The 11,022-nt window shown below is 38.6% G+C and carries 8 protein-coding genes; 1 reads left to right on the top strand and 7 read right to left on the bottom strand.

Annotation, left to right across the window (positions count from 1 at the left end; translation table 11 throughout):
- Positions 1-4: 4 nt before the first annotated feature.
- Genes MP477_RS00460 through MP477_RS00435 form a run of 6 tightly spaced genes read right to left on the bottom strand, consistent with a single transcriptional unit; the run spans position 5 to position 8,685 of the window.
- Positions 5-250 (bottom strand): acyl carrier protein, encoded by a 246-nt coding sequence (locus MP477_RS00460; protein ID WP_084084248.1) that lies wholly within the window; start codon positions 248-250, stop codon positions 5-7.
- Between the two features lies 1 nt (position 251).
- Entirely contained in the window at positions 252-1,658 is a 1,407-nt protein-coding gene (locus MP477_RS00455) for an MATE family efflux transporter (RefSeq protein WP_257188723.1), read from the bottom strand.
- Positions 1,655-3,460 carry an IucA/IucC family siderophore biosynthesis protein gene (locus MP477_RS00450; RefSeq protein WP_257188722.1) on the bottom strand — a complete coding sequence of 602 codons (1,806 nt, stop codon included), beginning with the start codon at positions 3,458-3,460 and terminating at the stop codon, positions 1,655-1,657. Before MP477_RS00450 ends, MP477_RS00455 begins: the two co-directional genes overlap by 4 nt.
- Before the next feature lie 9 nt (positions 3,461-3,469).
- The gene (locus MP477_RS00445) at positions 3,470-4,786 is read right to left on the bottom strand and encodes a lysine N(6)-hydroxylase/L-ornithine N(5)-oxygenase family protein (RefSeq protein WP_257188721.1); all 1,317 of its coding nucleotides are present in this window, start codon (positions 4,784-4,786) and stop codon (positions 3,470-3,472) included.
- The gene (locus tag MP477_RS00440; protein WP_257188720.1) at positions 4,779-7,187 is read right to left on the bottom strand and encodes a GNAT family N-acetyltransferase; all 2,409 of its coding nucleotides are present in this window, start codon (positions 7,185-7,187) and stop codon (positions 4,779-4,781) included. Before MP477_RS00440 ends, MP477_RS00445 begins: the two co-directional genes overlap by 8 nt.
- Positions 7,159-8,685, bottom strand: coding sequence for an aspartate aminotransferase family protein (locus MP477_RS00435; RefSeq protein ID WP_257188719.1), 1,527 nt, complete (start codon positions 8,683-8,685; stop codon positions 7,159-7,161). The genes MP477_RS00440 and MP477_RS00435 overlap by 29 nt, the downstream gene beginning before the upstream one ends.
- A gap of 217 nt (positions 8,686-8,902) precedes the next feature.
- Between MP477_RS00435 and MP477_RS00430 the strand changes: the two genes are divergently transcribed.
- The gene (locus MP477_RS00430) at positions 8,903-10,000 is read left to right on the top strand and encodes a TauD/TfdA family dioxygenase (RefSeq protein WP_230036287.1); all 1,098 of its coding nucleotides are present in this window, start codon (positions 8,903-8,905) and stop codon (positions 9,998-10,000) included.
- 140 nt (positions 10,001-10,140) lie between these two features.
- Here the strand turns inward: MP477_RS00430 and MP477_RS00425 are convergent, their stop codons facing one another.
- Positions 10,141-10,950, bottom strand: a complete 810-nt coding sequence (locus tag MP477_RS00425) for an alpha/beta hydrolase family protein (RefSeq protein WP_257188718.1) — start codon at positions 10,948-10,950, stop codon at positions 10,141-10,143.
- Positions 10,951-11,022 lie beyond the last annotated feature (72 nt).

Genomic DNA, 11,022 nt, shown 5'->3' with positions numbered 1-11,022 from the left:
ATACTTAGTTTTCTACGAATACATCGTATTTTTTCATTTTTTCACGGATCTTTCCGACGTTACCCATCTCCAGGATATCATTAAAATCAAACTTGATCTGATAAAACTGTTCCAGCGCTTCTACAATAAGCAGGTGGGACATAGAATCCCATTCCGGAATTTCCTGATAGGTAAGATTTTCATCTACCAATTCTTTTTTTATAGCAATTGCAGAGGCAATTATTTCATAAAACTCTTCTGTTGTGTTCATTTTAAATTTTTATAGTTTTCCATTTACCGTTTTTGAAAATCATTAAGAAAAGTACAGCCAGTACAATTTCTGAAGAAACAATAGCTGTAAATATTCCTTTTAGTTCCCATTGAAGCCTTACTCCCAGCAGATAAGCCAGAGGAAGCTGAATAATATAGAACATGATGATATAGAGAAGGGTTACCTGCATGATGTTACCGGCTGCATTCAATGCACGGCTGATCACCATGGTAAAACCTAATAAGAGATAAGCCATAGATACCACATGGATATACTGAACGGCGTACCTTGCTACCTCCGATTCTACAGTAAAAAACTTCACCACATGCTCTGCGGCCAGCTGCCAGAACAGGGCCACTGCAATAAGGTAGCTCATATTAATGGTACCTGCTCTCCACACTGTTTTTTCTGCCCGGACAGGATCTCCTGCTCCTAAATTCTGTCCTGTAAGAACACCGGCAGCATTTCCTATTCCCCAGGCAGGCATCGTGGCAACAGAAGCAATACGCTGTGCAATAATGTAACCCGCAAGCGCTGTCGTTCCAAAAGTAGATATGATCTTCACCATAATCAGCCAGCTGGATGTAGGAATAATATACTGAACCAGGCCCCCAAAAGCTATTTTAAGAATCTTTTGGAGCAATGGCCTGTCAAAGTCAAATTTCATCAGGATATTAATGCTCGTTTTACCCGTCAACAGGATAAAAAACTGGTATAAAACTGCCAACAGCCTGGACAAAATAGTAGCATAGGCCAGTCCCAGCAATCCGAAAGCAGGAATAAATCCTACCCCGAAAACAAGCACTACGGCAAACACAATATTTGAAATATGACAGAGCCAAAGTGATTTCATGGCAAGATCTGCATCCCCTGCTCCTCTGAACAGTCCATTAATAGAAAGACGGAGGATGACAAGCCCGATACTGATAAAAACCAGTCGGGAAAAAGAAAGGCCATCATTCACTATTCCTGCATTGATTCCAAGAAAACCTACAATCTCTCCAGCGAAATAGCATGACAGCCCGCCAATCAGTAAGGCAAAGAATAAGGCAAGCATAATAATATAATGAGCTGTTTTACCCATGCCTTCTTTATCTTTTTCGCCGGCTCTCCTTGCGGTAAGCGTTGCTGCAGCAATCCCAAGACCTACTGCGATAGCATAAGCGAAATTGACATAATTATCGGTAATCCCAACAAGGCCAAGGACTTTATCGCCCAGTTTGGCAATAATCAAAAGATTGACGCTCACAAAAACAGATTCCATCACCAGCTCCATCACCATGGGAATTGCCAAGCTAAAGATGGAACGGTTGATACTACCGGAAGTCAGCTCGGCCTTTTTCCCGGCTAAGGCTCCGTAAGCAAAAACCGTCCCTTCTTTTAGTATATGCAGGAATTTCCTCATCATACAGCTACAGAATTTTTATTGGCGATCTGATACAGAGGATTAGGCAATGCTCCATCCTTTCTTGGAATAGCAAAAGCTTTATTTTCACTGTAGCCATTATTTTTCAGACGCAGGCTGTTGATATAAAACCTTTTGAACGTAGGAACATAAAGGTCATATTTTTCGTATCTCTCCTGTAGATGGGTATTATCTGCTTTATAACTTTCTATGCAGTCATGCACAAGTGTCCAGAATACATCTTCTTTACAGTTTGAATAGGTATGAAGTACATTAGACATATATCTAAAAAAAGCATCAAAAACTCCCAAAAGAATAAACAAAGGAATATTTTCTTTGTTGGAAGACTGTATCAATCCGTCTGCAAGATGAGCCGGAAGCTTTTCTCTTGCTTCTGTAGTAAGGACAATATCATCTACAAAATCCTTAATTACAATTCTTTGAGGCACTCCATTTTTCAGCACGACCATAATGTTTTCGCCATGGGGAGTCACACATAAAGAATGGGTGTAATAGATATGAAGCAACGGTGTAAGATAGGCATCAAGATAACTTGCCACCCATTCTCTGATACTCATTCCTGCCTTTTCTGCAAAAGCCTGTACCAAAGGGATTCCGTTATTGTCTACATACAGTAAGGAAGCCATGGTGACCATTTGCTCATCTTCCTTAAGATAGTTTTCCGCACTTTCACGCCATAAGGCTCCCAGGAATTCATTATACTGGTAAGGAACATTGGTAATCGCTCCGTATTGTGGATGAAGGTAAGCAATGGAAGCTTCTTCTCCCAGGAATATCGTTCCTTTGGCATCAAGATAAGCATCATCCTTTATCAGGCTTTTTACCCACTCTGTAATAGAAGGAGCTATTTTCATCTGTTTTGGAGACAATCCACGGATATTTCCTGTACTCAAGATAGAAACAGCTGTTTTAAGATATCTTTTCTTAGGATGATCTACGTTGAATAAGGTACGGATACTCTGCTGTGGACTGTAAGTATCGTTTCCTTCTCCCAATAGAATAAGAAGTCCGGATGCAATATCTCCGGCAAAATGAATCTTCAGCTTTTCTTCCCACTGCCATGGATGAACAGGAATAAAATGATAGTCTTCCACTGATTTTCTTTCATTTATCAGTTTCTGCTGAAAATCATGATAGAGCTGATCGCCAATCTCGGAACGGTAGAAGTCTTCTCTGTCGATATGATCCAATGATTGAAATGCAGATCTGCTGGTATGGGATGCCAGCCAGATAGGTTTCAGATTTTGATCAGATTCCGGAGCAAATGCTTTCAGGTCACGGGGAGAAAATCCTAATCTGCTTTTGTTAACAATTACCCATGGATGACCGGTCATTTGATGCTCTACCGTCTGATAATCTGATGAAGCAAGATCTTTTGAAGACATCACTCCTTTGGATAAAATCATCGCATCGCAGTATAATGTATGTAAAAGCTCTTCCGTATACCTTGCCAGTGTATAGGGATCTAAATCAAATACAGATTGCATCTCCAGGAAAAATGCTGCAACATCTACAGGTACTTCCTGAGAATGGTCTGTTTTGGTGATACTGTCTGTATCGATATGCCAATAGTCCATCATTCTTTCCTGACCGCGGAAGGTGTATTCAATATTGTCGAATCCTGTTTCCAGTTTGAAAACGGTATAGCCTGTTTCAGCCTGAAAAGAAACAACAGGCTTTAGCAGTTCTTCGTGCATTAATTCTGCAATGGTTTTAGCCATAAGATTTTTATTGGCCTGTAACCAGTATTCGTGGTTTACTATAGTATTTAAATTGGTGTTCATTTTTTAGTATTAAATTTGGGCAGTTGGTAAATCAGCATATTTTTCTACATCAAAATCCTGGAAAGCTATTTTTTTCTCAATTTTATAATGCTCTCTTCCAAGAATATCGTTGATGATATAGGAGTTACGGTAGGCAGCCATTCCAAGGTCTGTAGAAATATAGCTATGGGTATGTACTTCAGCATGGAGGACATAAATTTCGCCTCCGTTGTGATCTATAGAATAATTTCTGTTGACATCAAACAGTCCGCTTGAATCTCTTTTGATTCTGGACTGTATATTTTTCAGAAATGAAGGTTCATGATAGCGGTATCCGGTTCCCAGAATCAGGTAATCAGCTTCCTGCTCATACGGAACGTCCTGTTCCAGCTGCGTAAATTCAAGATTGATAACCTCCTGGTTGGTAGTGTCTATCCTGTTCAGCTGGCTGTTAGGAATGATTTTAAGGTTAGGATCAGCGTTGTCAATATTCAGATCATAAATGAAATCATAAATATCATTGATGAGGTCATAGTTTATTCCTTTAAACTGGCTTTGCTGTTTGCTTAAAATATCTTTTCTTGCAGACTCTGTTCTGTTATAAAAATACTCTACATAATCGGGAGACGTTAGCTCCAGAGTCAGTTTAGAATATTCCATCGGGAAGAATCTGTCCGGGCGGGAATACCATCCTAATTCGGTTTTTTCATCTCTGCTTTGAAGGAGGTCATAAAAAACTTCAGCAGCACTCTGCCCCGATCCTATAATGGCTATTTTCTTACCTTCAGCTAAAAGCTCTTCTTTTCTGTAGAGATAAGAACTGGTATGAATAATCCGGGAATCTTCTTTAGGGATAAAAGAAGGAATATGAGGCTGTGTTCCGGTACCAAGAATAAGTCTCTCCGTTTTAAAAACTACTTTTTCTTTCGTTTTTGTGTGAACTGTTGTTACCAGGTAAATACCATCTTCATAGTCTATATCCATTACCTGTGTTGAAAAACGACATTGGGGCAGCTGTTCAATCACCCATTGGCAGTAACGGTTATATTCCTTTCTTGGAATGAAGAAACTTTCTCTGATAAAGAACTTATAAAGCCTTCCTGTTTCCTTGAGGTAATTAAGCAGACTTAATGGGTTGGTAGGATCTGCCATAGAGACACAATCACATAAAAATGGGGTCTGCAGGGTTACATGGTCAATCATTAAGCCGGGATGCCAGTCGAAACCATCCCTCTGATCCAGGAAAAGTGTTTTCAGTTCCGTAATTGGATGGGATAAAGCGGCAAGCCCAAGATTAAAAGGGCCGATTCCTATGCCAATTACATTATAAATAGTGTCATTATTCATGTTCTGTGATGTTTGTGGTGAATTGTACGTCTTTGTTTTGAGGGAATTTTTCCCAATACCATTCCCTGTAGCAGAAATTGAGATTTGCTTTTTTATGAGGCATTTCAATTACTTTATCTACTTTGAAACCGACGTGGGCCTTATTCATCATTGATGCAAGAGAATCTACGGAACCCTCTCCCACCATTTTACCTACCTGTGGCTGTGCAAAGACATAATCCACCATAGATTGTGTAGAAGGGGAAACATATTTCTTTTTGGGATCTATAGGTGCTATAAACTGATGGGTACCATAATCTGTAGGCAATACTTCGTAATAATCCCCAACAATGTCTCTGCAGGCCCAATAAATTTCGATATTACAGGAAGGCTCACCGTTGCTCATTACAATATAGCTGTGGGCTTCGTTACCCGGAAGCATCACACGATAGTATGTTTCAAGCTCGTCAATCGGCCAGTTCATCTGCCATATCTTTACGGCATGCTCGCGATTAAACCACTCATGGAGCATTTCAAGGTCATTTTCAAGATCTATAGGTCTGATGGTAATCGTGACATCTTCCTTTTCAAAATAACGTTTAAAGAATATGTCTTTTCCCTTTGGCTGAATTAGTTGTTCTGAGAAGAAATGCTCATAAAGAAGGTTGGGTACTTTTGCATAAGAAACGGCTGAGGAATTTATACCTCCATCTACATCAAATACTGCCGACTGTAGATTTGATTTTACAGCCCAATACTGTTCTTCCAGAGCATAACCTGTCAGATCTGATGGTTCTGTTCTGTGAAGATCTTCAAATTCCTGATACAGAATGCTGATGAGCTGTCTTTCTTTCACCCATCCTGTTTTACCCATTGAGCTGATAAGAGCTCCCAGATTACTCACTAAAAGATGGTGGGAAATAATTTTCATCAGGCGTTCATCCCTGATGAAAAGTTCTTCAATCTCAGGACAGTTCCTGATAAGCTCCTGATATTTTTCTTTGAGACTTTCTCTTAAAAGATAGCCTTGTCCGTCCCTTACAAAAATGGTTTTCGGGAGAAGCTGGTCATCCAGTCCTATAAGCAAATTCTGCTGATGAATTTCCGGAGCCATTCCATACTGGCTAAATAGCCTGTTTAGAGGAGAAAGCAAAAGATGAATATATTTCTTAAACCAGGTGATCACTGCCTGTTCAGGATCAGTTCCCAATTGACCGGCTACTTCTTTGAAAAAATGCCTGGTAAAATTGAAACTCCCTGCCGGCTCATCCTGACATAATCTTGCCAGTAAAAGAACTTTTTCTTCCCCTAAAAAGGGATTTTCACGGATCAGGATATTGAAACTGTCAATCGTATTTCCTTCATACTGAACACTTAAAGTAGCAGGCTCCAGAAGAAGTTTGAAATGGGGAAAGCTGTTTTCAAAAGAAGTCCTTTCTTGCTGCCACCATACCGCAGAAGCATATCCTCTGTTGAGGTCTTTTAAACTGTTTGTCCTTACAGATCCGGTCATCAGAACATGTAAAGAAAATTTTAACATCCAGCTGAAATCAGGATTGTAAAGACTTCTTATCGATGATGTGGCATAAAAGTCATCACCTAATGGTCCGATATGAATGATTTGTCCGGAGCCAAGCATTTCCGGATATTCTTCCGTTGACAGAAGATATTGCGCTTCCCAGGGATGGCATGGAACAATATAATAATCATTAATGTTTTCAAAATCGTAACTTTCGGGTATGGAAACTAATTTCTCGAATATTTCTTTCGCTGAAATTCCGGGAAGTGATTTTTCAGTGATGCAGCTTTTATGAATCAGAAAATAATCAAGCTGAAATCCCTTTCCAAATTCCGGGCTATACAAAAGCTGTTCTTCCTCAGAAAATCCCATTCTAGATTTGGTAAAAGGATGTAGATTGTGGCCTACAGGCAGCCGCTGTTCGGATTCTAAGAAGGAATAAGACAATTCTTTCTCTTGTTGTAAACAGGCTTCCGCGGTTAATTCCAGATTTTTCAAGCTGCTTTGAATTCTCTCAGAAAAGTGGGCAAGCCCTCCTTCATTTGAAGTATCAGAAAATTCTGTATAAATTAACTCTATCAGTTTTTCCATATCTACTTCAAATACATCCTGATTTTCATGATCTACAGCCCATACAGGAAATCCATAGTCATGAAAAGCACTTTCGGAACGATAAACAATCGGGGCAAACAGAAACAATCCGCTTTTCTTCAATTCAAATCTTAGATGCAACGGATACTTGGTATTTTGAAGTGCCTTTGCAGTAAGAAGATCATATTGGGGAACTCCCTGGTAAAATTTACCATTTCCAAGTTCTCTGAGCATTCCGTTAAGAAGGATACGGAAAGTAATTTCCTGTGCTTTATCCCCTGTTTTATTTTTCTGTATCAAAGTCTTTTCCATGCATTTTTATTTTATTGAGAATTTGATGTACATCTTCAGTAGTGGTAATCGGATTCAGGAAAGTAAATTTCAGATAGAAATGTCCATCTACTTTTGTACTGGCAACGAGAATTTCCCCGCTGTAGAAAAGTTTCGTCTTAATATACTGGTTCAAAGCATTAAGATCTTTAACCTCAGGTCTTATGTAACGGAATACCAACACACTAAGGTCAGAATCGGAAAGAAGTTCAAAATCTGTATCTTCAGTAATCATGGAGGCTACATCTTTTGTAAGATCTATTACCGTGTCGGTATATTCGGCAAGCTGTTCCTTACCCATCATTCTTAAAGTAAACCAAAGCTTCAACGCATCAAACCTGCGGGTACTTTGTGTAATGGATTTGTTGATCTGTGCAGGGATTTCCTCTTCATCCATTTCTTTAGGATTCAGGTAATCAGCATGATGCTTAAGAATCAGAAGCTCTTTTTTATTTTTAACAATGAAGGCACTGCTGCTGATAGGCTGGAAAAAGGATTTATGATAATCTATTGTTACTGAATCGGCTCTTTCTATTCCGTTTAACAGATTGCGATACTTATCACTTAATAATAAAGCACATCCGTAAGCAGCATCTACGTGCATCCAGATATTATACTGTTCTGCAATATTGGCAATATCTTCCAATGGATCTACATTTCCGAAATCTGTAGTTCCGGCAGTGGCTACAATACCAATAGGGATATTTCCAAGCTGTTCTTCTCTTTTGATATATTTTTTCAGTAAAGCAATATCCATACGGAATCTTTCATCTGTAGGCACTTTAATAATGGCTTTTTCACCAAGCCCCATGATAGATGCATTCTTCAAATTGCTAAAATGCGATTTATCGGAAACAAAAATTCTGAAACGGGCGGCTTCTCTTGGCAGGCCATCTAATTTGATATTATGATTGTAGTTCTTTTGAGAAAAGCAATCGCGCATCATCACCAAACCCATTAGGTTACTTTGTGAACCTCCGGCAGTGAACACACCATCGCTTTCATTGGTTTTATAGCCTAATTGCTCAGCAGTCCAGTCTATTAGTTTCCTTTCCATAAATGTACCTCCGGCACTCTGATCATAAGTATCCTGAGAAGAATTGATGGCACTCACAAGGATTTCCCCAGCCAAAGCCGGAATAACAACCGGACAATTCAAATGGGCTACATACTGTGGCAGGTGAAAAGCCGTAGCATGCTTTACATAAATATCATCTACTTCACTAAGAAGTTCCTTGTAATTGGAAAGTTTTTGATTAAGATCAATCTGCTGTACCATTCCTTTCATTTCTTTAGCTTCTATGCCGCTGAAAGGTTTGTCGTTTCTATAAAGAAATTCTTGTACAAGGTCTAAGGTGCTGTTGACAGCATTACGATAATGATCGTAATTGTCAGGATGGAAAATATTTCCAAAATTCCCCGAAATGTGATGTGAAGTGGTGGTTACCGGCTCTTCCAGGGACATAAAATTGTTACTCATATATGTATTTGTAAGGTGATTTTTTAAATCAATAGGTTGTATGTGGTTTTTTGATATATAGATTTATATATCTGACAGTCAGGTTTTTAAATTTTACATTTTTTTACTTTTTTATTTGGTGATTCATTAAATATTCATAAATTTGAACTTGTTATTGTTATTTAGAATAATTAAAAACAAATATAAAAATTATTATTTAACGCCAAATTTTTTTTTAATGAATTCTATAGAAATTTTAGATAACGACCGTATGACGCAGGTAAAACTGCTTCCTACAGTCATTGAGCTCACATCTCAGGAACGAAGAATGATTAATGATGCAGCGGTGCATCTTCAAAGAAAATATGGTAGCTATGAAAATCGTGACTTTATAAGACACGTACACCAGCTGGCTTCCTATTTCTTACCCGAGAGAATCTTACATATAGCGGCTGATTTTGCGAGTGACTTTTCAAAAAATCAATATGGTGCATTGGTATTCAAGGGATTAATGGATGTCGACCAGGAAAGTATTGGCAGAACACCGGCCAACTGGCAGTCTGCTGATTATTCTAAATTTGATCTTTATGGCTTTGCCTGTGCATTAATCCATGGGGCTCTCCCTTCCAAGCCGGTACAGTATTATTCCCAACGTAAAGGAGGTGGATTAATTCATGCTATTATACCCGATGAGAAAATGCGGGAAACCCAAACAGGATCGGGATCTTCCACTGACCTGTATGTGCATACCGAAGATGCTTTTTTGAAACATCAGGCCGACTTTCTGAGTTTTATGTATTTACGAAATGAAGAACAGGTCCCTTCTACCCTATATTCTATCCGTTCCCATGAATCTATAGGTGAAAACTACAGGCCTCTTTTTGAGCGTATTTATAAGATACCTAAAGATGCCAATCTGGAAACGGCAACGAACGAGGAAGATACGCTGGATTCTGTTTTGTATGGTAATTTTGAGCTTCCTTTTATGAGGTTTGATGCAGCTGAACAGCTCTTCAACCCGTCTATCAAGCAATCCGAAGATGCCCATCAGTATCTGAAAGAATTCTGGGAGGAAGCAAGACATCTTATCTATTCAGATTTTACTCCCCAGGCAGGAGATGTTATTCTGGTTAACAATCATTTGTGTGCTCATGGAAGGTCTGCTTTCCGTGCCGGGGTGAGGAATATCGATGGTGTAGAATATCCATGTGAAAGAAGAATTATGCTCCGCATGATGAGTAAGGTAAGCCTGATCGATATGAGAGCGCATACCCTTACGGAAGATCCGTTTTTTGTCATTGAAGAACATCTCGGTAAAAATTTCACCAACCTATAAAATGCTTCAACAACATTTTTACTATGACTTGACAGTAATCCTTTTTAAGACCCGTTCTTAAAAAGGATTTTTTATAGAGATACTTTGTTTAATTAATTGATAAACTGCTTTATATGCCAATCCATATAAAGCAGCTTTTATTATTTAAAATACTTATCAAAAAGAGTTAACTGATTGGATAATGACTGGCTCCAATAGGCAGGATCATGGATGCCTAAAGATTCAATATATAAATGTTCAATTTTAAGTTCTGTAAGTTTATTATGAAACTTTCTGTTCTGCCCGATCATCTGAACATCTTCGGTACCGCAATCAAAAATATATCGCTGTCCGGCTCCTGCCATTAGCTTTACTTTAGTATCAGTAAGGAAAGCAGGGTTAAGGGATTCAAAAGAACCCAATACCTTATTGACCATATATTTTTGGTAGCCTTCACCGAACGAATTGAAATCTAAAGCACCGCAAGAACTTCCGACAATACCAAACGTTTTATGGTAGGTTACCCCAATGTTGGTCGCTCCATACCCTCCCATACTCCAGCCCATAATTCCTCTGTATTTTTTTTCAGTTTTTACGGGATAATTTTTGTCGATGAAATCCACTAATTCTTTTCCTATAAAAGTTTGATATTGTGAATCTTTAACAATAGGACTGTCTACATACCACGAGCTGTAATTCCCATCCGGCAATACATAAATTGTTTTATATTCCTGAGCTTTCTGAACCAAATCAGGGATATCCTGCTTGATGATTCTTTCGGGATTACCACTGAAACCGTGAAGAATATACACTGATGGATAGGTTGTATTCGGCTGAATATTGGGAGTAATGATAATGGTTTTGATCTTTTTATTCATTTTCGGACTGAAAACTTCCTGATGAATAATTTTTTGTGCTGATCCCTGTACGAAAGCGGTAAGCACAATGACAATGCTGATTAATTTTTTCATGTTGTAAAAAATATTTAATTAATAATATCAGAATGTATCTGTATAAATGTAAGACGCTTATAGTTTTAAACA

Origin of the sequence: Chryseobacterium sp. WG23 (assembly GCF_024586575.1) — a bacterium.
In the GTDB taxonomy this organism is placed as follows: domain Bacteria; phylum Bacteroidota; class Bacteroidia; order Flavobacteriales; family Weeksellaceae; genus Chryseobacterium.
Note: the sequence above shows the minus strand (reverse complement) of the source record. Positions and strands in the feature narration are given on the sequence as shown.

Bases quoted from the DNA above. Each gene is read 5' to 3' on its own strand.
- MP477_RS00460 (WP_084084248.1), bottom strand. From the start codon at position 250: ATGAACACAACAGAAGAGTTTTATGAAATAATTGCCTCTGCAATTGCT.
- MP477_RS00455 (WP_257188723.1), bottom strand. From the start codon at position 1,658: ATGATGAGGAAATTCCTGCATATACTAAAAGAAGGGACGGTTTTTGCT.
- MP477_RS00450 (WP_257188722.1), bottom strand. From the start codon at position 3,460: ATGAACACCAATTTAAATACTATAGTAAACCACGAATACTGGTTACAG.
- MP477_RS00445 (WP_257188721.1), bottom strand. From the start codon at position 4,786: ATGAATAATGACACTATTTATAATGTAATTGGCATAGGAATCGGCCCT.
- MP477_RS00440 (WP_257188720.1), bottom strand. From the start codon at position 7,187: ATGGAAAAGACTTTGATACAGAAAAATAAAACAGGGGATAAAGCACAG.
- MP477_RS00435 (WP_257188719.1), bottom strand. From the start codon at position 8,685: ATGAGTAACAATTTTATGTCCCTGGAAGAGCCGGTAACCACCACTTCA.
- MP477_RS00430 (WP_230036287.1), top strand. From the start codon at position 8,903: ATGAATTCTATAGAAATTTTAGATAACGACCGTATGACGCAGGTAAAA.
- MP477_RS00425 (WP_257188718.1), bottom strand. From the start codon at position 10,950: ATGAAAAAATTAATCAGCATTGTCATTGTGCTTACCGCTTTCGTACAG.